The sequence below is a fragment of the Citrobacter sp. R-1.5.2 genome (assembly GCF_035064245.1).
Lineage (GTDB): Bacteria > Pseudomonadota > Gammaproteobacteria > Enterobacterales > Enterobacteriaceae > Citrobacter.
Genome location: NZ_JASEYC010000026.1, coordinates 1 through 19,929 on the forward strand (window position 1 = coordinate 1; position 19,929 = coordinate 19,929).

General features: G+C 46.3%; 21 protein-coding genes and 1 pseudogene. 14 read left to right on the top strand and 8 right to left on the bottom strand.

Annotated features, from left to right (window positions below):
- The 3 genes from QMN38_RS27095 to qseC-like form a co-directional block, all read left to right on the top strand.
- Positions 1 to 60 (top strand): IS1 family transposase (locus QMN38_RS27095; protein ID WP_071528444.1); only part of this gene is annotated, 60 nt, incomplete at its 5' end.
- A 139-nt stretch (positions 61 to 199) separates the two neighbouring features.
- Complete coding sequence (gene qseB-like / locus QMN38_RS24810; RefSeq protein ID WP_001572368.1) at positions 200 to 868, top strand: QseB-like response regulator transcription factor; 669 nt, start codon at positions 200 to 202, stop codon at positions 866 to 868.
- Positions 844 to 2,193 carry a QseC-like sensor histidine kinase gene (gene qseC-like, locus QMN38_RS24815; RefSeq protein ID WP_001572371.1) on the top strand — a complete coding sequence of 450 codons (1,350 nt, stop codon included), beginning with the start codon at positions 844 to 846 and terminating at the stop codon, positions 2,191 to 2,193. Before qseB-like ends, qseC-like begins: the two co-directional genes overlap by 25 nt.
- Before the next feature lie 212 nt (positions 2,194 to 2,405).
- Here the strand turns inward: qseC-like and QMN38_RS24820 are convergent, their stop codons facing one another.
- The 3 genes from QMN38_RS24820 to QMN38_RS24830 all read right to left on the bottom strand — a co-directional run bounded on the left by QMN38_RS24820 (position 2,406) and on the right by QMN38_RS24830 (position 5,735).
- On the bottom strand, positions 2,406 to 2,882 hold the full coding sequence (locus QMN38_RS24820; protein WP_001572372.1) for a WbuC family cupin fold metalloprotein: 477 nt from the start codon (positions 2,880 to 2,882) through the stop codon (positions 2,406 to 2,408).
- A 76-nt stretch (positions 2,883 to 2,958) separates the two neighbouring features.
- On the bottom strand, positions 2,959 to 4,578 hold the full coding sequence (locus QMN38_RS24825; protein WP_001572373.1) for a phosphoethanolamine--lipid A transferase MCR-9.1: 1,620 nt from the start codon (positions 4,576 to 4,578) through the stop codon (positions 2,959 to 2,961).
- 188 nt (positions 4,579 to 4,766) lie between these two features.
- Positions 4,767 to 5,735, bottom strand: a complete 969-nt coding sequence (locus tag QMN38_RS24830) for an IS5-like element IS903B family transposase (protein WP_072196614.1) — start codon at positions 5,733 to 5,735, stop codon at positions 4,767 to 4,769.
- Between the two features lie 38 nt (positions 5,736 to 5,773).
- On the opposite strand from QMN38_RS24830, the gene pcoS reads away from it, so the two are divergent.
- On the top strand, positions 5,774 to 7,120 hold the full coding sequence (gene pcoS / locus QMN38_RS24835; protein ID WP_004248839.1) for a copper resistance membrane spanning protein PcoS: 1,347 nt from the start codon (positions 5,774 to 5,776) through the stop codon (positions 7,118 to 7,120).
- Positions 7,121 to 7,337: 217 nt separating this feature from the next.
- Complete coding sequence (locus QMN38_RS24840; protein ID WP_000723070.1) at positions 7,338 to 7,772, top strand: hypothetical protein; 435 nt, start codon at positions 7,338 to 7,340, stop codon at positions 7,770 to 7,772.
- Positions 7,773 to 8,029: 257 nt separating this feature from the next.
- Here QMN38_RS24840 and QMN38_RS24845 read toward each other — a convergent pair whose 3' ends face one another.
- A complete protein-coding gene (locus tag QMN38_RS24845) occupies positions 8,030 to 9,145 on the bottom strand; it encodes a nickel/cobalt efflux protein RcnA (RefSeq protein WP_001572377.1) in 1,116 nt (371 codons plus the stop codon).
- A gap of 122 nt (positions 9,146 to 9,267) precedes the next feature.
- Between QMN38_RS24845 and rcnR the strand changes: the two genes are divergently transcribed.
- From rcnR to QMN38_RS24860, 3 genes are all read left to right on the top strand, one after another.
- Positions 9,268 to 9,540 carry a Ni(II)/Co(II)-binding transcriptional repressor RcnR gene (rcnR, locus tag QMN38_RS24850; RefSeq protein ID WP_000019951.1) on the top strand — a complete coding sequence of 91 codons (273 nt, stop codon included), beginning with the start codon at positions 9,268 to 9,270 and terminating at the stop codon, positions 9,538 to 9,540.
- A gap of 465 nt (positions 9,541 to 10,005) precedes the next feature.
- On the top strand, positions 10,006 to 10,824 hold the full coding sequence (locus QMN38_RS24855; RefSeq protein ID WP_000193207.1) for a DUF4942 domain-containing protein: 819 nt from the start codon (positions 10,006 to 10,008) through the stop codon (positions 10,822 to 10,824).
- Entirely contained in the window at positions 10,821 to 12,026 is a 1,206-nt protein-coding gene (locus QMN38_RS24860; RefSeq protein ID WP_001371952.1) for a coiled-coil domain-containing protein, read from the top strand. Before QMN38_RS24855 ends, QMN38_RS24860 begins: the two co-directional genes overlap by 4 nt.
- Positions 12,027 to 12,089: 63 nt before the next feature.
- Here QMN38_RS24860 and QMN38_RS24865 read toward each other — a convergent pair whose 3' ends face one another.
- From QMN38_RS24865 to QMN38_RS24880, 4 genes are read right to left on the bottom strand one after another with little or no spacing between them, the layout of a single operon-like run.
- Entirely contained in the window at positions 12,090 to 12,293 is a 204-nt protein-coding gene (locus QMN38_RS24865; RefSeq protein WP_000121164.1) for a hypothetical protein, read from the bottom strand.
- A gap of 12 nt (positions 12,294 to 12,305) precedes the next feature.
- Positions 12,306 to 13,625 carry a DUF1173 family protein gene (locus QMN38_RS24870; protein ID WP_000078513.1) on the bottom strand — a complete coding sequence of 440 codons (1,320 nt, stop codon included), beginning with the start codon at positions 13,623 to 13,625 and terminating at the stop codon, positions 12,306 to 12,308.
- Between the two features lie 22 nt (positions 13,626 to 13,647).
- Entirely contained in the window at positions 13,648 to 13,815 is a 168-nt protein-coding gene (locus QMN38_RS24875; protein WP_000220758.1) for a hypothetical protein, read from the bottom strand.
- 60 nt (positions 13,816 to 13,875) lie between these two features.
- The gene (locus QMN38_RS24880) at positions 13,876 to 15,303 is read right to left on the bottom strand and encodes a DNA cytosine methyltransferase (protein ID WP_000833380.1); all 1,428 of its coding nucleotides are present in this window, start codon (positions 15,301 to 15,303) and stop codon (positions 13,876 to 13,878) included.
- Between the two features lie 214 nt (positions 15,304 to 15,517).
- Here QMN38_RS24880 and QMN38_RS24885 point away from each other — a divergent pair, with 214 nt between their 5' ends.
- The 6 genes and pseudogenes from QMN38_RS24885 to QMN38_RS24910 form a co-directional block, all read left to right on the top strand.
- Positions 15,518 to 16,033, top strand: coding sequence for a thermonuclease family protein (locus QMN38_RS24885; RefSeq protein WP_000464825.1), 516 nt, complete (start codon positions 15,518 to 15,520; stop codon positions 16,031 to 16,033).
- 2 nt (positions 16,034 to 16,035) lie between these two features.
- A complete protein-coding gene (locus QMN38_RS24890; protein ID WP_000975181.1) occupies positions 16,036 to 16,932 on the top strand; it encodes a hypothetical protein in 897 nt (298 codons plus the stop codon).
- Positions 16,933 to 16,979: 47 nt separating this feature from the next.
- Entirely contained in the window at positions 16,980 to 17,294 is a 315-nt protein-coding gene (locus tag QMN38_RS24895; protein ID WP_001005009.1) for a hypothetical protein, read from the top strand.
- Between the two features lie 73 nt (positions 17,295 to 17,367).
- Positions 17,368 to 17,625 (top strand): hypothetical protein, encoded by a 258-nt coding sequence (locus QMN38_RS24900; protein WP_000637193.1) that lies wholly within the window; start codon positions 17,368 to 17,370, stop codon positions 17,623 to 17,625.
- A 986-nt stretch (positions 17,626 to 18,611) separates the two neighbouring features.
- The gene (locus QMN38_RS24905; RefSeq protein ID WP_001371914.1) at positions 18,612 to 18,809 is read left to right on the top strand and encodes a hypothetical protein; all 198 of its coding nucleotides are present in this window, start codon (positions 18,612 to 18,614) and stop codon (positions 18,807 to 18,809) included.
- A gap of 130 nt (positions 18,810 to 18,939) precedes the next feature.
- Positions 18,940 to 19,875: pseudogene (locus QMN38_RS24910) on the top strand (Glu/Leu/Phe/Val dehydrogenase dimerization domain-containing protein); the annotation flags it as partial.
- Positions 19,876 to 19,929: the final 54 nt, after the last annotated feature.

Sequence of the window (19,929 nt, forward strand, 5' to 3'; positions counted from 1 at the left end):
TCGGTGGAGCTGCATGACAAAGTCATCGGGCATTATCTGAACATAAAACACTATCAATAAGTTGGAGTCATTACCCATTGTCACTTAATGTGAGTCGGGGGCGTTTTTCATTTGCAGTTAATGTGAGCCGAAATATGCGCTGATTGCGAGTCGGAGGGATTTCGATTGCGAGCCACTACACATAGGGATTATCAACGCGATGAGAATTTTACTGGTTGAAGATGATCTGATGATCGGCGACGTGGTGGCGAATTCGTTACGCGATGCGTCGTATGCGGTGGACTGGATGAAAAATGGCAATGATGCGCTGGCCAGTTGCTTCGCGCAGCATTATGACATTGTGCTCCTGGATCTTGGGCTGCCGGGACAGGACGGCTTTAGCGTCATGAACGCACTTCGCCGTCAGGGATCATCCGTACCGGTGGTGATTGTCACCGCGCGGGATGCCCTTACGGACAGACTTCACGGCCTCGACAGTGGAGCAGACGATTACCTAATTAAACCGTTCGAGTTCAGCGAACTGCTCGCGCGGATACGCGCTGTTTTGCGACGACATAACGGCAACAGTGATCGATTGCTGAGTAACGGTGTGCTCAGCCTGAACCCGGTCAGTCACGAAGTGTGTTTGTTGGCCAGCGGAGAGAACTTTTTACTTTCGAAGCGCGAGTATGCTCTTCTGGAAGCACTCATGCAGCGCCCCGGCGGTATTCTCTCTCGCAGCGATCTTGAAGACCGTATTTATGGCTGGGGGGATGAGATTGAAAGTAACGCTGTTGAGTATTTCATCCACGCTCTACGTAAAAAGCTCGGCCGGAATGCCATCAAAAATGTCAGGGGGGTCGGATGGCTGGTTTCCAAAAGCGAGTGAAAAACTCTCTGAAGCTACAGCTCTCGGTAGCCCTGAGCGTCGCCATTTTATTTACCGCAGTTATTTCCTGTGGTCTTACCTTCTATTTTGCACTCGACGAAGCCCATGAACTACAGGATGGCACCCTGACCCAAATCGCCAGTGTGATATATGACAACCCTGACTCGCAGACTCTTGTTAAGCAACTGGATGGTGATAATGATTCCCGAGTGGTGGTGGAATTCATATCGGAAAACGGTAATTCCCTGCAGGCCCGCGACCCCACTTTTCAGCTGGAAACGCCCATGCATGAAGGTTTTCAGAACGTAATTTCCGGCGGAGAATCGTATCGTGTATTGGTGCATCGACTTTCACCCACCCAATTGGTCGCCATTGGTCAGCAGCTTGACGTACGCGACGAAATCTCATTTGAAAGCGCACTGCGCACGTTGATCCCGCTCAGTCTGCTGTTGCCGATACTGTTGCTGGTTGCGACTGATCTGATCCGGAAAGCCTTTCGCCCCGTTTCACTCCTTGCCGATGAGGTGCATCAGCGAGATGAACGCAATTTGACGCCGTTCCCTGAAGATGCCATTCCTGATGAAATTCGTCCATTTGTGGGTGGTATCAATAAATTGTTGCACAAAGTTAACGATGCCATGCAGACACAGTCACGTTTTATCGCCGATGCGGCCCATGAGTTACGTACCCCGCTAACGGCATTGTCGCTACAGGCGGAGCGGCTGTCGGCGAGCGAAATGTCGCCCGAAGCGCAATTCCGGCTGAACAGCCTGCAACAAGGGTTAAGCCGAACCAAAAACTTGTTAGAACAGCTGCTTCTGCTTGCCCGCGAACAGCAAAATACGCGGCAAGGAAATAATCAGCCTCTGCTCATTACACAGTTATTCAGGGAGGTGATTGAATCCCTGCATCCACTTGCTCTGGAAAAAAGTATTGATATTGGCGTACTGGAAACTGCCAGTGCGAGTCAGCTGGTTTACACCGATAAATACACACTCACTATTATCGTGAAAAATCTGGTAGAAAACGCAATCCGCTATATACCGGAACACGGACAAATTGATCTCAGCGTGATGGTATCGCAGCACGAAGCGATCATTAAAGTTGAAGATAACGGTCCCGGTATTGCCGCAGAAGAAAGGATGCGCGTGTTCGATGCATTTTATCGCCCTGAAGGCGTGACCCAACCCGGCTCTGGGTTGGGCTTAGCGATAGTCAAAGCATGCGTCACGCGGCTGGGTGGGAAAGTTACTTTAGCCCCTGCCAGCCAGTTTACCTCAGGCGTACTGGTCAGCATTGTCCTGCCACTGCAATCTGCGCGATAAAATGTAGATGAAAATTGTACTCTTACTGGAGATACTTTGCGTTCTGCTGGTGTTTTGCCTGCATCCCGACCTCGGTAAGGATATTGCCTGTTATTTGCATAAGATGATTTTCTACTCTTGCCACAGGTTTACGAGTAGGTGATTTGGGAGGAAGCGTCTTAGCCTTTGAAGTTGGCGCGAAGGAGAGAATGGCACTCCGTGCAACGCATTAATTACCGCGGATATCCGCCATCACCTACTTGCGCCTGTGTGTACCATTTCATCAGCTCTGCAGTTCCCGGCTCGTTTTCGGCGGGGGCCCATGGGGCGGCATCTTGATCAGCAACAGGCTGGTACCTACCGTGTTTTACCTCAAAAATAACGCCGCCTTCATCCAGTGACAATACGGTATGCCAGGTGCCTGCATCCATCTCCAGCACTTTACAGTCCTCACCTAACACGACGCGCTGGGTCAGGTTACCCAGGTCATCAAAGTTCAATACCAAAAAGCGACCGGTAAGGGATGTCAGCAGTTCAAAAGTATGCGGGTGGCGATGAGGGCGAACATAAGTTCCCGGTTCCATAGCAATAGCCAGACGCTGCACCGGGTCGCTCAATTCAGGGTGGAAATTATGATGGGCACGTAAGCGGGGGGAATTTGCGGCTTGTGCGCTTTGCTTGCGTAGGTCGTTGAAAGTAAGTTGTTTCATATTATAAGCCTTATTGCATTCTTGCAGCTTACGGCAACCAGGTTGCCGTAAGGCTTTTTGTTATACTAACAATCGATTAGCCACGGCATTCGCGGAACAAATCGCGGTCAGGATTATAGACGCTGGTGCTTACGTCCCACAGCCCCAAAATCGATGAGAACAGGTTGTCGTGGGAATATGATTTTTTCGCCGCATTATTTTCAAGGCAAGACATGTTGATGTGTTTCCCGGCGATAAAGCCCGGTGACATCCAGACCTGCATCGGAATATGCGTCTGCTGATCCGGTGCCAGTTTGTACGGCGTGCCGTGCAGATATAGCCCGCTTTCGCCCAATGATTCACCATGATCGGACACATAAAGCAGCACGGTGTTGTACTGATCGCTGTAATTTTTTAGCTTTTCAATCATCTCAGCTAATACATAGTCTGTATAACGAAGGGTGTTGTCGTAGGTGTTGACCAATTGTTCCTGAGTACAGTTTTCGATATCGCTACGTGCACATTCGGGCATGAAGTGGCGATGCTCAGCCGGATAACGCAGGTAATAAGTCGGTCCATGGCTGCCAATGATATGGAAGGCGACAAGCTTATCACCTGGCATTTTGGCGATTTCATCATCAAGGTTTTCCAGCATCACCTCGTCATGGCACGTTTTGCCATCGCACAGTTTCGGGTTATCACTAGGCTTAATTTCGACAGTCGGGATGCGGCTACATACGCCTTTACAACCGCCATCGTTCTCTTTCCATAACAGCGAGACACCGGTTTTCTGCACGATGTCGAGGAAATTTTCACTGTTAGATGCTTTTTTACTGTCGTACTCGGTGCGATTCATATTCGAGAACATGCACGGAACGGATATTGCGGTAGCGGTACCGCAGGAATGCATATTTTTAAACGAAATAACGCCGCCGGATTTGCTGGTAAAGGCATTGGTATCACGCGAATAACCGTTCATCGAGAAATTCTGGCTGCGTGCCGTTTCGCCAATCACCAGGAACATCAGCGTGGGTTTTTCGTGAGCGACGACGCGTTTAGCATCATTCCCCAGCGTCTGGAAAGGCACTTTAGTCGTAAAGTACGTATCCTTAACATACTGGAAAGTGCTGTAAGCGTAGTTCGCCGGGATGATCTCTTTATTCAATGTCGAGTTATTGCGGCCGACAGAGGCATAATCCTGATAATAAAGTGCGGCAACACCTGCAATCAAACTCAACGATGCCAGCACGGAGAGCAAACGGTAAGCAATGCCTTTATACCATTTTTCAGGATATTGAATTTTTATTGAAAAAAGGAGGATGGCAGGAAGGATACCGGTAAAGACGAACCATATAATAATTGAGCCATTAAGATAGGAATGCGCTTCCTGGGGGTTAGTTTCAATAATGTTTTGAATCATCGTTTGATCAAACATTACTTTATATTTTAGTGTCGAATAACTGACCAGTGAGCCAGTGATAAACAGTAAAGCAAAGAAAGGTTTCAGCAGAAAACGAACTGAGAAAGGCATAAAAACAACGTTAAGCGCCGCAACCAGAACAAAGGGAATAGAAATGACAAAACCAATTTTGACATGCTCTAAATGCGACAAAATCTCGTAAAAATGCAGCAATATTGGCCAGTTAAGTAAAAACGCAAAGATCATTGCCAGAAGTAAAACCAGCGGAATAACTTTCACCCTGAAAAGTACAGGCATTAACACCTCCGGAAAATAGTAAACCAGTAAAAACATTGATGATAATTACAACAATTCAATCTAATATTATGATTGCCTTATTCGCTGCAAAGCAGAGATTATCATTCTGAAATCTTAGGTTAACCTTAACGAGGCTTTGTTGAATAAATCAGATTTCGGGTAAGTCTCCCCCGTAGCGGGTTGTGTTTTCAGGCAATACGCACGCTTTCAGGCATACCTGCTTTCGTCATTTTGTTCAGCGCTCGTACCAGGGCCATAGCCTCCGCAACCTGACCATCGTAGTCACGCAGCGTCAGTGAACCCCCGAACAGCTGTTTTACCCGGTACATCGCCGTTTCCGCTATCGAGCGACGGTTGTAATCTGTTGTCCATTTCCACCGCGCATTACTCCCGGTCATTCGCTGATTAGCCACTGCACGGTTACGGTCTGCATATTCACCGGGCCAGTAACCCGCACCTTTTCGGGGAGGGATAAGCGCGCTGATTTTCTTATGCCGCAGTTCATCGTGACATAGCCGGGTATCGTAAGCGCCATCGGCGGCGGCTGACCTGATTTTCCGGTGGGTTTGCCGGATTAACCCGGGGAAGGCCTCTGAGTCCGTAACGTTGTTCAGCGACAGGTCAGCGCAGATGATTTCATGTGTTTTACTGTCAACGGCGAGATGCAGCTTACGCCAGATACGGCGGCGTTCCTGGCCATGCTTTTTGACTTTCCACTCGCCTTCACCGAAGACCTTCAGCCCGGTGGAATCAATTACCAGGTGTGCGATTTCACCCCGGGTGGGCGTTTTGAAACTGACATTAACCGACTTTGCCCGCCTGCTGACACAGCTGTAATCCGGGCAGCGTAGCGGAACGTTCATCAGAGAAAAAATGGAATCAATAAAGCCCTGCGCAGCGCGCAGGGTCAGCCTGAATACGCGTTTAATGACCAGCACAGTCGTGATGGCAAGGTCAGAATAGCGCTGAGGTCTGCCTCGTGAAGAAGGCGCTGCCGACTCATACCAGGCCTGAATAGCTTCATCATCCAGCCAGAAAGTTATGGAGCCACGGTTGATGAGGGCTTTATTGTAGGTGGGCCAGTTGGTGATTTTGAACTTTTGCTTTGCCACGGAACGGTCTGCGTTGTCGGGAAGATGCGTGATCTGATCCTTCAACTCAGCAAAAGTTCGATTTATTCAACAAAGCCGCGGTGATGCTTACGGTATGGTGGTTATCAAGTTTTATCCTGATTAGCACCCTTAATGGCTATTTCGATAATCAGGACCGCGATTTTCTGACAGGTAAACTTCAGCTCACCGAAGAGTTTCTTAAAACAGAGACGTTCCGGAACAAAACGGATATTAAGTCATTATCAGAAAAAATAAACGATGCGATGGTAGGGCACAATGGTTTATTCATTTCTATAAAAAACATGGAAAATGAAAAAATTGTTGAACTCTATGCCAAAAATTCTGTTGTTCCAGCGGTCCTGCTTAATAAGTCGGGTGATATTCTCGACTATATGATCCAGACGGAAGAAAATAACACCGTGTACCGCAGTATCTCGCGGCGGGTTGCCGTGACGCCGGAACAGGGTAAAAGCAAACATGTCATCATTACGGTTGCCACGGATACTGGGTATCACACCCTGTTTATGGATAAGCTCAGTACCTGGCTGTTCTGGTTCAATATCGGTCTGGTCTTTATTTCTGTTTTTCTGGGCTGGCTGACCACACGTATTGGTCTGAAACCGCTACGGGAAATGACCAGTCTGGCTTCCTCCATGACCGTACACAGCCTGGATCAGCGTCTTAATCCCGATTTGGCTCCGCCGGAAATTTCTGAGACCATGCAGGAGTTCAATAACATGTTCGATCGCCTGGAGGGGTCATTCCGGAAACTGTCAGATTTCTCGTCTGACATCGCGCATGAGCTGCGCACAGCGGTCAGTAATCTGATGATGCAGACGCAGTTTGCACTGGCTAAGGAAAGGGATGTTTCGCATTACCGCGAAATCTTATTCGCTTACCTGGAAGAACTGAAAAGGTTGTCACGAATGACCAGTGATATGCTTTTTCTGGCACGTTCAGAGCATGGTCTGCTGCAGCTGGATAAACATGATGTGGATCTGGCCGCCGAACTGAATGAATTACGTGAGCTGTTCGAGCCTCTGGCAGACGAAACAGGAAAGACAATCACCGTTGAAGGAGAGGGCGTTGTTGCCGGAGACAGCGATATGCTGCGACGTGCTTTCAGTAACCTGCTTTCCAATGCAATCAAGTATTCTCCCGATAACACCTGTACAGCGATACACCTTGAGCGTGACAGTGACTGTGTGAACGTGATGATTACGAATACGATGTCCGGCCAGGTTCCCGCTAATCTGGAACGTTTGTTTGATCGGTTCTATCGAGCTGATTCATCAAGGGTCCACAACACGGAAGGCGCGGGGCTGGGATTATCAATTACAAGGTCGATCATTCATGCTCATGGCGGCGAGCTGTCAGCAGAACAGCAGGGGCGGGAAATTGTGTTCAGTGTGCGCCTGTTAATGGATTAATCCCGTTCTTCAGGAGAAACCTGGAAGGTGACAAAATTGTCATCATTCAGTCACGCGATAAACAGAGGCGGTTTTTTATAATCATACATAAATCAGGAGCAGAGTGATAACGCAATCGCCTGGTTCCTGGAGTGATGAATAACCCGCCCTGAGATCAAATGCTTTCTCTGTTATAAGCCGTTGATTGTTTGGGTATGAAAACACCGGAGACCCAACCATGAAAAAGATCCTTGTATCATTTGTTGCCATTATGGCTGTCGCTTCATCCGCCATGGCTGCAGAGACAATGAACATGCATGACCAGGTAAATAATGCCCAGGCACCCGCCCATCAGATGCAGTCAACCTCTGAAAAAAGCGCTGTTCAGGGAGACAGTATGACAATGATGGATATGAGCGGACACGATCAGGCTGCAATGTCCCATGAAATGATGCAAAACGGCAACGCTTCTGCCCACCAGGACATGGCGGAGATGCATAAAAAAATGATGAAAGGCAAACCAGGGGCCACCAACGAATCAGCAACGTCATTTTCAGAAATGAACGAGCATGAAAAAGCCGCTGTTGTGCACGAGAAGGCGAATAATGGTCAGTCTTCCGTTATTCATCAGCAGCAGGCTGAAAAGCATCGCAGCCAGATCACCCAGAATTAACCCGCAGCTCCACTTGTTAGACCCTCATTTGACGCCGAAGTCACTGGCTTACGCTCCCGTCCGGGAGCGTTTTTTTTATTCTTTCATTTATCATTGAGTCTTATGGGAATGGATTTAATCAGTTACTTAATCCCTGCCTCAGCAACAAGTCCCGGAAAGAGCAGCTTTATATTCCGGGTTTTTCTGCTCATAACCTCAACGGTGGCGCTTAGGATGTACTTTGTAAGTACCCAGAGTGTGTGTCATCAGTACCGGTGTTAATGCACCAGCCCATTCCAGCCATGTATACCCATGTAAATCCCAACAGCAGCAATCAGGGCGCTTGAAATATAGGGGGCTCTTCTGGCGATGGTATTGAAGCCACTCCAGCGTTTGGCGACCTGACGAACGCTGATCGCCGCACCCACTCCAACCGTTACGAGGGTCAATGCCAGGCCGATACTGAAACAAACAACCAGTGTGGCACCCAGCGTAAGCGCTTTAAGCTGAAGGCAGATCAACAATACAGTTATAGCTGCCGGGCAAGGGATAAGCCCTCCTGTCAGTCCAAATATCAGGATTTGCCCGTTGGTTACTTCTTTCCCGTCGAAGCGGCGTTTTATGTCATTGGCATGAGCCAGTTCGTGAGCGTCCTGATACTCTTTCGAATTCACATCCAGCCCATCAAGCTCAGAGTGGTCATGGTCATGGTCGTGTTCAGCGAACGCCACATCATAGTCATGGACATGACCACGATGTCCCAGAGACAGACGTACGTTGAAACTGTGAGGCTCAGGGATGGGAGATGTTGACTCCAGATAATCACCATGATCAACAAATTCAAAAGTCTGAGAGATCGTACTGTTTTCCCGAAGTGTGGTTAATGAGATATCTTCAGAAGCCCATCTTTGGCCACTAAGAGTGCGTAGCCGCCAGTGGGGAAGTTGTCCTTCTTCAAAAATGGACAGTTCAACTTTTCCATGGCCAGTATCGATCAACCTTGTTTCGTCATGGTGATGATGTTCATTCTCCTGCATTCCCTCCAGCCAGTTTTTCTCACCGCTCCAGGTTCGCCAGAACATCCAAAAAGCCGTACCAAGGATGATCACTGAAGAGACCATCTGTAGCCAGGGTTCGGCTGATTCTGCGGTAAATTTATTACTGATATACATCCCTCCAAAAGCAATCAGCCATACGACTGCAGTGTGCGACAATGTTGCCGCGACACCCAGCATCACGGCCTGACGTACGGTGCCTTTTATAGCAATGATGAATGCTGCCATCATTGTTTTGGAGTGCCCGGGCTCCAGTCCATGAAGCGCGCCAAGCAGAATGGCGCTGGGGATGAAAAACCATGCGTTGCCTTGCTGAAGAAGTGTCGTAAATTCGTTCATGAGAATCATTCTTGGTTATTAAGTGTAGGCCGGATTCTACTCCCCCCCAGTAAAATATACTACCCCCCAGTAGAATAACGCTGGTATAGTTACATAAAATATCCAGGAGAGTGAGAGCCCACATGTCACATACCATCCGCGATAAACAAAAACTGAAAGCACGTACAAGCAAGATCCAGGGGCAGGTTGCTGCGCTGAAAAAAATGCTTGATGAACCTCACGAATGTGCCGCTGTACTGCAACAAATAGCCGCCATACGTGGTGCCGTGAATGGTTTATTGCGTGAAGTGATTAAAGGACATTTGACTGAACATATTGTTCATGAAAGTGAAGAACAGAAACGAGAAGAAGACCTGGACGTTGTGCTGAAGGTTCTGGATTCTTACATCAAGTGACAGTTTGGCTAAAAGCCCTGAGCATTAATTTATCTAAATAACACGTTATCAAGTGACGGTTTTGGGCTGTTTGTAGCGGCATAGTGAGTTTGTTTAATCAATGAGCTTTAAGATGCCCCCCTTCATGCAAGGCAACGCGTACATTTCTGGTACATCTACTTCCCTTACTTTGCTCAGGGCAACCCACATTGTTAAAGCCTCTACTCGCTGACCATCAAAATCACCCAACGTCAGATAATGGAAAAAAATTTTGGATGACATTTTGAAACGTGTCCTCTGCTGTGAACGTCGAGAGATGCTACGCGAGAAAGGAGATGACCTACTTAGTATCCTGTTAAGTAGGTCTATCTGAAGAAGTAGACAACTTTAAAGTCTTTTTCATGTTAAAGGAGACAACTTTAATGTCTGTGTACACCTACCTTTGCTCAAATCAAAATGTTCTGACATACCAAAATGGAGTGTAAAATGACTCAAAACCAGGGTTCTGAGCCAGTACCGGCGAGCCGGACAGGGCAGCTCATCAGCGCCCGGGATATGGCCATGCAGAAATTCGAAGAAGGGATGCGGTTAATCTCGGAAGCGTCGGAACTGTGCGGTCTCTCTCTCTTCACCAGCAGAATTATGCAGCCCAACGCATTTGGTCTTCCGTCGTCACTGGATCGCACCATCGAGGAGGGGCGTAAGGAAATTGACCGTAAAACGTGGAAAAGGCTCTTTGAAGAAATAGGTATGGACCGGTACTGGAACCATAAGCAAAAAGAAGCCTTTAACGAATCCCTACGTACGGATCCGCCCGTCGCTTCCCTGGAGATTGTTAAGGGAACATTACAGCATGCACTGGCTAACAGACGAGACACGCTTGCAGAAGGTTTCGTTGATGTTCTCAACAAGCTTGACCGAAGTTTTAAAAGCAATGCACGGCAATATACAATGCCGAAAAAGCTTGTTCTTCGGGGGATTTTTCCTGGTGTGAACGTACTGAGGTACAACGGTTTCTCGCAGGACAATCACTTTTGTTTACGCGACTTTGAGAATATTGTATGCATCTGTTCTGATACTCCAACACCTGCAACCGGCGGTGGGCTGAGTATGGTCGACAGGCTGACGGCCATGAGAAATACAGATTTCACAGGCGAGGTCTGCGATGAGAATGGCTGGCGGTGTCGCCTGTTTGAGAATGGAAACGTTCATATTTGTATCGACAGTATCTCGCTTCTGAATGCTCTGAACGATCTTATCAGCATATATTTTGCAAACCAGCTTCCGGCCGCAGGAAAAAAATGATGATCGAAAACGATAAAGAAAAAAGCCTGAACGATGCTACCTCGCCAGAGGTGCAGAATGACATCCGCAGCGAATCCACAGAAAAATCAAAGGAAATGGGTCGTTCAAGGTACTCATCTATTGCGATGATCGATTACTTCAATGCAATCGAACGTCTGTGCGAAGAGAAAAAAATTAACCCGGAAAATATCGATCTGAGCTTCAAAGTTCACTGGCTCAGAAACGCTGTTGGCGGCTCGTTTGCAAGGTCACAGGAGATGTTCGCTGAGTACCAGAAGTATGTTAAAGAGGTTCCTGAAGAGGCCCGTTACCTGGATATACCCGATGAGGTGAAGGTTGCACTCGGCGATATTATCTCGTACATCACCTGGCACTACCGTAGAAGCTATACCGCAATACAGAGTGATAGTGTTAAAAAAGCTGAAGCACGTAGCATGCAGCTGGAGGAGGAGGTAACGCAGCTTTTACAGCGGCTTGAGCAAAGCGCTACCGATATGGATGAGCTGAAACTTGAGAATCAGGCGCTACAGGGTCGATTAGAGATCCGGGACAGTACCGTCAAGGAGTTAGAAACAAGGCTGAATGTTGCCGAAGCAGAACTCGAAACCTGCCATCACCAGTTAGATAGCACACGGCATGAATTAAGCCTCGCACAGCAGTCAAATGACTCACTCTCCCAGCAACTGGCTGAACGTAAAACAGAGATCGCTGGTCACCTTGAATATCAAAAAAAGCTGAACGAAGAGATCAACACTCAGCGTTCTGATAATGCCGGTCTTTCCAGACAATGCGACCAGTTAAGTCAGACTGTGTCAGATACAAAGGCAGAGAGGGACAGGTTTGAACAGGAATTGATTGCTGCACAGAACCTCTGTGCTGAGCTGAAAAGTGCACTGTCCGGGAAGGAGGGTGACCTGGTGGCGGTGAATGCCGAGCTTACTGAACTCCATAAACTAAACGAGTCGCTGAGCGCCGACCTGAAAAAAGTAACTTTGGTCAGCCAGGGCTATGAAGCGGAAGTGGCTGAACAAAGCAGTGAATTAAAAACGCTCCAGTCCAAAGTAATGAAGCTGGAAGCTACCCTGGAGGCAGAGAAAACAATCTCAGAATCCCTGAAAGGCACCATTGATACATTGACTGGTGCAATGGCAGGGGGAGGTACTGGAAAGTCAAAACAGCCGCGTAGTAGAAAAACATCATGATAAATGAAGCCAGGTTGATAGACTTCTCTGCATCCCCTGGCACAGTAGACCTTCTGCGGACATTCAGCCCGTCCGCAGGAGTTTTCGTCCTTCAGTCAACAAATGCACTACCTTTTTTGAGTCTCCACTTTCCAGTGCAGAAAACACGTTACCGATTTTACCAACAGCTTGTATCTGAGTGATAACCCCAGTCTTGTAATCATCAAGGATCCCTGACAGGAAAGCGTTCAGTTTTGTCTGTTCGCTTAGTGAAAGCATGTATGACATTTTTTCTCCATTTTAAGCAGGTGTGCCAGTTGAAAGAGGTTTACGTGATTCTGGAAAATGAGGCAGCACCATAGTTTCAGATGCTGTGGTCGCATCCCAGTGCCACCATCCATAAGGCCCATATTCACGGTTGTAATAATCTTTTTTGAGTTGCTTTCGGGCCAGATAAGCAGGAGTGGCCATACCAAATACTTCCATCGGGAACGGCTTATCGCTTTTTGTGTCGAGCAGGTAGAAGTCAGGGAACACCTCACTAATACTCGCATCATAACGCATGGGCTTAACGTACTGCCGGTGCTCTGCATCCAGCTTTTCTGCAACAACCGCCTCATAGGAGGAGTCCAGAGGTATCCAGTTCTCGCTAACGTGCATCAGCACAATTTGATGAGCTCTTACAGAAGGGCCTCTGCCGGTTACCGCAGCTGGTGACGTCAACGCAAAGACAACTATTTTCGCCCCGGATTTCCATGCTGCGTACTCCGATGAAAATCGTTTCTTTACGCTATCCCAATGGCCTTCTGAATTGAAAAAAATCAGCGGTAGCCCCCCAAAATTCCGCAGGGGTAAAAATTTAAGTGGCTTCTCATGCTTTTCAGCATCGTAGCGAGGTAAAACTGACAGGAGCATGAGACGTTTATCACTCATCGCCTGTGATGAAAGACGCTGAATTTGCGACTGAGCGACAGGTTGTTTCGGGTCAGGTACACCAATGAATAAATGGTCACCTATGCAGGCTCTGCCGGTACGAATTTGTTTAGCGGTTTCAAGCAGACGATACCGTACCAGTGAATCGTTACGTTTCCCTGCCATTTTCGGGTACCAGACATTCAGACCAGACTCTGTCCACAAAAGACTAAGCAAGCCCAGGAGGGTCATTGAGGCCTGACCTCCTTCTGGTCGCTGAACATGGGGCAGGGGAGGCACTTCTGATTTTTCAGGAGGATCTTTCTCTGTCATACCGATACCGAGCCTTACAGCCATATCACCTTCGGTTGTAATCCGGACCACACCACTCGCATATCCTTTCAGGCCGGTATGCCGGGCATCAAGGGAGAAGAATACACAGGAAGGATCATGCTCAATGCCCGTGTTAGCGGCTTTGACGAGAATAAAGGCATCACCGTTCGGTAAAGCACGAACATAAAGTCGCTTTTCTCCTTTTCCACGACATCCGCAGGTGATGACTGATTTTTGACCTGAGGTGTGGTGTGCCTTTTTAAGAGCCGACTGCCACCCTTTAGCAAACTCATCCTGCGTTTGAAAGTCAGGTGAGTACCTTTTGACGTTTGGATCGTCGTCGTAAGCAATCATCACTGCGAATTTTTGGCTCATAGTAGTCTCCTAAACAGGAAGTTTAATATCCCAACCAAAGCAACACTTCCTGAGCGTCATACTGTTCCTTTACGCCCATGTCGCTAAAGAATTCTTCGAAATCTGTTTCGGGAACGCAATGCCTGGACAGTTCTTGTAATGCTCGTTCTTTAGATACCGTCTCACCTTCAGCTGATTCGAAATACGTCATGGTTGACCTCTGACATTATTACAACAATCTTAAGCATTTAAATTGATGAAGGAGCTCAGGTCAGCTGACTTCGTCGTAAAACTGCCGCAAGCGCTGGGAGGCTGCAAATTCAATTCGAGACTTCAGCAGTTTGGCGACGGCCGCAAAGACATCAACGACCACGGAGTTCCCAAACTGTCTGTAAGCCTGTGTATTGGACACAGGGATACGGAAAACACTTTCCCCGGGTTTATCGAAGCCCATTAGCCTGCTGCATTCACGTGGCGTTAGCATGCGTGGCCGACGGTCCATGTTGTATGTGTTATGGAAATCAGTTTCTCCCAGCTCATGAGACCAGCCCCGATCAATAAGAATTTCAGATCCGTCTTTCATATAGCGGCTTGAGAGGGTTCTGGTGACACTATTAACATTGGAAGGATCTACTAGTCCAAAACCAAAACCATTGCCTTTTGCCGCATGTTTCTTTGCATAGTTGTATAAGTACTCCCAGAGTTTAGGGGAGAGGATGTATTTACTATCTACGCTCGGATCCAGTAAATCTGAGAGAGAAGGGCGCTTGTCCGGATAAAAGTCTTTAATGTCTCTCAGAGTAAAACCGTCTTTCAGACGTAGGTCGCGGCGAAAACCAATAAGGACGATACGTTCACGGTGCTGGGGTCGGAAATGACGGCCATCGATGACTTTAGGATCATCCGCGCCCGTGCTTTCGCTGTTTGCGACGTCGTAGCCAAGCTCATCGAGCGTTTTCATGATGATGTTAAAGGTATTACCCTTATCGTGACTCTTCAGATTTTTTACGTTTTCCAGAACAAAAATTGCAGGTTGTTTTGCCCGGATGATCCTGGCCACATCAAAGAAGAGCGTACCCTGAGTGTCGCACTCGAAACCGTGTTTGCGACCCATAGAGTTCTTTTTACTGACACCGGCGATGCTGAATGGCTGGCATGGAAATCCCGCAAGAAGAACATCATGATCCGGGATAGAGGCATCGATAAATTTGTATGCCTCGTCATCAGTAACCTCGGGCCGGTTGCTAAGAGTGATGTCACGGATGTCTGAATTGAAGCGGTGCTCGTTCTCATCGCAATACCAGTTCGCCCGGTAAGTACGGCTGGAATAAGTATTCCATTCGCTCGTGAAAAGACATTTACCACCGATGGCATCAAATCCGCTTCGCAGTCCACCTATCCCTGCAAACAGATCGATAAAGCTAAAGTGCCTGTCCTCATAATCAGCAGGTCGTGAAGGTATTAAAGTCTGTAGATAGCGTCCATCTGCGATACTCAGATCACAATGCTCAGGTATGCATGTAACCTGACGTTTAAGGGATGCACGGGACCAATTACTGCCATTTTCATCATTTAATACCTGAGCCAGATATTTCAGGTCATAAATAGTCGAAGCTGTTAACAAAGTTTTGTGGATCAGAGATGGTGTTTTATCCACATCATTCAGGTCTGTCTCAAGATCATGAGTGTAACGTTTCATCCAAACTCTCTCAGGAATAATATCTTTGAGATAGATTAACACGCTTAATTTGGATTATTTTTTGGTTCAGGTTCTAAATTTATTGTGATTATTCTGCCTTTAAGTTGCAAAAAGATTGGTTTTAAGCCCGCCCATGAAATAATGACTTGTTAAAATACTGCCTGTAAATAGGCTTGTGGATACATGTCTGTACTCAACAAATTCAGGTGAAATGATGTTTTTTTTTACAAAGTTACTTTTGCCCATCATGATTGTTGTATTCCCAGTGGCGTCCTGGGGGAACTCAACAACTTTTGAGGCAAAGGTGGTTAAGATTGTTGACGGTGACACCATAACTGCGTTGGATGCTCAAAACACAACCATCAAAATACGGATGTATGGTATAGACGCTCCTGAATCTAAACAGGCTTTTGGCCAAAAAGCAAAACAGGCCTTAACCACAGCTATAGCAACTAAAATCGTTACCGTGATAGACCATGGTACGGATATCTATGGCCGTATGTTAGGTACCATCTGGTTAGATGGATATGATATCAATGCCTCTATGGTGGACAGTGGATATGCGTGGGTTTATCGGTTCGAAGATAACGCCATTGTCCCTGGCTATATCAAATATGAATCCGCAGCACAAAAGGAGGCAAAAGGGTTATGGGCAGACACCAACCCTGTCCCACCATGGCAGTGGAGACAGGCAAACGAAAAGCCCAGAAAGGTGAAAGGGAAGAAATAACCATGATGAAAGAGCCTCATCCGTTACTTCAGTTGGTACTAAACGATTCCGGTCGTCTAACCATGCCTGTTTATTATAGAGATCAACAGTATTGCCCGACTTGCCTTACAAAGGTGTTGAAGAGTGAGGATGGAAGTTTGGCGCACCTCGGGGAAATAAATCAAAATACATGTAGACCTTCTATTTCAGTAGTTGTGACAAAAGCAATTATTGAAATGTTATGTGACGGGGAAAAAATATTTGTAAATCCAATACGATACCGAGGCCGGGTGCTGGCACCCTCAGTAATTTTTTCTCCCGACACTCACACTTTCAAACCGTTTATAAATACAGACTATCAGCCTGTGGGAGCAAACTGGAAAAGTGAAAAGGGATATAAACTCGGTCTGTTTTATCTCAAAGATCGAGCCAACTCTATCAATAAAGAGGAATTTGATTTCATTGCCGTTATAGACCCTAAGGCAATGCAGAAAGAATTTATTTCGGCCTGGTCTGAGGTTGATGAAAAAAATCCATTGGAAACGCTGAAGCAGATCTTACGATCTAAAAACAACTCTTCTTTATGGGTAAAATGGCCTGGCAAAATTGAGCATGCGCAAAAAGGAAATTGCAACGAAAATTACTGGTTCGATTATCAATCTGATAATCAGGAAGTGAACTGTACGGTCTCTGTTGTAGGTATCGAAGGTAACAGTTCCGGTGAGACAATTTATAGATTGCAAACTTTGCTAAAGCGTAAGCTCAATGAATATCAACTGGTTCGGTCTTTAGGGACTATTATGCTTCTTGATAATACCGGGAATATGATTCCATCAAACCATCCTTATTTTGAAGTCATCTCAAAAGCATGTATAAATGGAGTGCGTGACTTTGTTCGTCAAAACCCGTGGGTAGTCTGACGGTCAACTATAAAGCATAATATAATTAGTAATAACAAGGAACAGACATGAATGAAAACTCAGTAATCTTAATAAGTTTATTTTGGTTTTTTTTTGGATCGAGTGTTGTAGCTGGTTTTATGGATGCATCATTATATTGCTGGATTTTTGCAGCCATAAGCGCATTGTTTCTTCTTTCGGTGATACAAACACCAAAGGAGTTAACGGTATCTATTCTTCTTGCGGTACTTATGGCAAGCTCCGCAGGTGTTTTCATTCTGGCTTATAAAGTCAAAACGAATGTCGTTTCACCAATCTATCTCTTAAAAAAGCCTACTGCATACATGGCTGAAATAGATAACCGAAGGATTCATGGTTACTAAATATTTTGCAATTGCATCATTTGACGGTCCGGGTTTATTTACCCACAGCATCGACTAATTCAAGAGGTTACATATGATAGTTTCAGAAGCAATTTTTTATTCTTCTATTATTTCCTGGGTTCTTTATTGGTGGTTTATTGGAAATATTACTAAAAAGGTAGGGATGCTTGTTGTTCCACTCACGCTTACCTTCGGATGTTACATTTATGCAATTCATTTGGATGATTCCGAACAGCAAACCAATTTACGTTGGGAGCAGATCGGTTTTATTACCTTTATAATTGTGATAATGTGGGCAGGAAAGTTTGTGATGAAAAGACTATCTGAATGATGATCTAATCCACACTTTTCGATATCTTAGAAAAGTAACTTTGTGAGCAAACAGTCATATGACATGCAAAACGCTGATCTCAAAGACAGATGATGGATACACATTTAGCATTTCACCTTACGAAGACGGGTACCGCTTATCAGTCTCGCCTGAAAATCGTCACAATGGTACCCAAAGCTTTGACGGCTGGTTCCCACGTTTTTTTTCCGAACCACAGTATGCCAAATCATCTTTAACTAAGTTTCTCGGTGAGTCCTTAGTATGGGAAGAAGATTCAAGTAATGCTCTATGAGATTACTTATTATAAATTTTTCTATTAATCTCCATGGAGTGATATATGAATTTGGCCTATTTTTTATTTTTGTCTATAACTGTTATGCTTACGAGCTTTATTATTAAATCACTTGTCGTATTGGTAAAGTTCAAATTACTTCGTGATGAACGTCTCGAATATACCAGCAATAAAAATATTGATGAGATGTACGATTTAATGAATGCGAAGGAAGAAATCCTCATAAGGCATCATAAGCAGATGTTGGCATTGCATCTTTCACTATTAATATTCGTTCTATTTATTGCTTACATTTACTAAAAATAATTTTATTCAACATTTCAACAAAGGGTTTTCAATGGAAAGCTTCGAAACTGAACAAATGATTCAATATGCTTTCTACATAAATATCGTAATAACGACTGGTTTGGCATGGTTTTGCTTGCGGTCAGGATTGCATTACAATTTTTTCAGAAAAGCAGAGAGTGCCAGAACAAAAGGGCTGAGTAGTACCTCTACTGAACACGGTCCAGCAATTGTGAGAATAAAGAAGCTACAAGCATTAGTAGATTTTATTAGTAACTGTGCTTTTCTAATCCTTTCAATTGGCACAGCTTATATTTTGTATTTTTGGATCCACAGTTAACTCATACAAGGTAACTTCGGCAAATAACAACTTCTAATGCAGGACTTTAATAACTATAACGGATGCTACATGAAAAACGACAGTTTAATTACGCGGTATAAAATACTTAAAGGCGAACGCGATGAGTCTATCTTCACCATAATAATCGCGCTAGTAGTAAAGCTGGGGCTGGTAGCCCTGGCATTCTATCTGTTGCTTGGTTCCACGATTGATTGGTCAAGCTGGAAAACCTATGCCGCCATGTTGATCTTTGGAGCATTTCTCTAAAAGGATGACCACGGCAATACCAGGTCAGACAACAAGGTCGTTAGCATGATCGTTGGAAGCAACGGAAGCACCTTGAAAAAGGTCGGCAGCACTATAAAATCCATCAGCAATGCACACAAATAAACTACTGGGCAAAAGCGACGGCGAAATCATGCGTTTCTGTCAGGCATTGATGACCGAGCTTTATCGACATCTGGGCGCAGATACCGACGTTCCGGCCGGTGATATCGGCGTCGGCGGACGTGAAGTTGGTTTCATGGCCGGTATGATGAAAAAACTATCAAATAACACCGCGTGCGTTTTCACCGGTAAAGGTCTGTCGTTTGGCGGTAGTTTGATCCGCCCAGAAGCCACGGGTTACGGCTTAGTTTACTTTACCGATGCCATGCTCAAGCGCCACGGTTTAGGCTTTGAAGGCATGCGCGTCGCCGTTTCCGGCTCGGGCAATGTGGCACAGTACGCGATTGAAAAAGCCATGGCGCTCGGTGCTCGCGTGATTACTGCTTCTGACTCCAACGGCACCGTGGTGGATGAAGCCGGATTTACCACCGAGAAACTGGCACGCCTGTGCCAGATCAAATCCCAGCAGGATGGTCGTATTGCCGATTACGCTAAAGAATTTGGCCTAACCTATCTTGAAGGCCAGCAACCTTGGGGGGTTAGCGTTGATATTGCCCTGCCTTGCGCCACTCAAAACGAGCTGGATGCGCCCGCAGCACGTATCCTGATCGCCAATGGCGTCAAAGCCGTCGCCGAAGGCGCAAATATGCCAACCACGATTGAAGCCACCGATCTGTTCCTTGAAGCAGGTGTATTATTTGCGCCTGGTAAAGCAGCGAACGCTGGTGGTGTCGCAACATCGGGGCTAGAAATGGCGCAGAACGCCGCTCGTATGGGCTGGAAAGCCGAGAAAGTGGATTTACGCCTACACCACATCATGCTGGATATCCACCAAGCCTGCGTGGAATATGGCGGAGAAGATAAGCAAACCCACTACGTTCGCGGTGCAAACATCGCTGGATTTGTTAAAGTCGCTGATGCCATGCTGGCACAGGGCGTGCTGTAATACCCCTGAGAAATCGGTGACTCAACATATCGCCTCTCCAAACGAGAGGCGATA